Consider the following 1,354-nt stretch of genomic DNA (forward strand, 5'->3'; position numbering starts at 1 on the left):
CTCGCGAGAACATTCCATCGGCCTATGGTCGGCGCCGATCACTCAAACGCTACGCTGCAGTGGTCTGGAACGAGATCATGCTGTTATTGCCGGTCGCCGAGGAATCGAGACCGACCAGCGCCGGCGGGATAGTGATCGTCTGCGTGCGACCGCCGCCCTGCTTGGACAGCGCCGAGGGATCGACGCCGCCGAGCGTGAAATTCGGCACCGTGATCGACATGAAGTCTTTCGGCTCGGCGGACAGATCGACGGCCAGGACGTTGAGCGAATACTGCGTTTCGCCGACGAAATCGGCGAGCAGCTGCAGATCCTTGCGCAACATGGTCAGGTTGATCGAAACCCGCAGCGGCCCCGTGAACACGTCCGGCGAATATTTGATATTGCCCGAGCCGAACGCATCCGGCGCGGTCGGCTGGATATCGAGCGACAGATCGAACGAGGTCAGCTCGACCAGGTCAACGCCATTGAGGCGGATGGTTGCGTCGACGACAGCAAACGGCGTGCGGGTCGTCACGGCCGGATTAGTGAAATAGGGAACACCGGCGTCCAACGGCCGGATCTTGCCGGTCCCGATGCCGCCGGGATCGAACATGATGATCCCGTTCGGCGCCATCGAAATCTTGCCCGTGCCCCAGACAAAATCGTCGAGGACGGTCGACTTAACGATGTCGCTCTCGAATTCCTCGATTCCGAAATAGCGCCGGACCAGCGCCGCCGGGTTGGTCAACCGCTTGCCCGGTCGCGTGATCGTGCAATTCGTATCGGGCGCCGCGTTGACGATCAGCGTCTCCGGCACCGTGATCTTGTTCGCGGACAGCGCTGAAATCCGCAGGTTGCGGCCATTGTTGCCGGCGTCCGGCAGGCCTGCTGCGCGGATGATATCGCCGACCTTGAAACCCTCGTCGATCGGCGAACCGGCGCCGAATACAATGCCGTCCGCGACCGTCGTCAATGACGTAAAATCGGCCTGCGTTTTGCTAAACGGCGTCGCGTCCCAAGTGCCGCGCATGATCGCCTCGAGGATCGCGTCATGCGAACCGAGCGACATTTCCGCGTTGTAGCTTGACGACGTCTTCTGCGTGCCGTGCCGGCCGCGCGTCGACATGCCGTCGTTGCGGACCTCCTGCGACTCGGTCGCCGCCTTGGACAGTTTCGCGCCGGGACCGCCGGAGATCCGCAGCTGCGTTGCGCCGGCGCCGCCGGCAGCGACCTGGCCGAGACCGGCCTGCGCCTTGAAGGCGACGCGGCCGGCGGAATTGCTTTGATAGACCATTGCGATCAGTCTCCTGTTTGGGATCAGCCGATGAAAAAGAACTGGAACGGAATCACGACGACGGCGCCGAACCAGTTGCCG

Annotated in this window: 1 protein-coding gene; it reads right to left on the bottom strand. The window is 62.7% G+C overall.

All coding sequences use genetic code 11. The features are described from left to right. Window positions 1-49: 49 nt before the first annotated feature. A complete protein-coding gene (locus AC628_RS41230; RefSeq protein WP_074132526.1) occupies window positions 50-1,273 on the bottom strand; it encodes a phage tail tube protein in 1,224 nt (407 codons plus the stop codon). Window positions 1,274-1,354 lie beyond the last annotated feature (81 nt).

This window comes from Bradyrhizobium sp. NAS96.2 (assembly GCF_001908235.1).
Taxonomy (GTDB): domain Bacteria; phylum Pseudomonadota; class Alphaproteobacteria; order Rhizobiales; family Xanthobacteraceae; genus Bradyrhizobium.

What these genes read in the sequence shown, in the direction of transcription:
- AC628_RS41230 (WP_074132526.1), bottom strand. Translation starts at nt 1,273, where the DNA reads ATGGTCTATCAAAGCAATTCCGCCGGCCGCGTCGCCTTCAAGGCGCAG.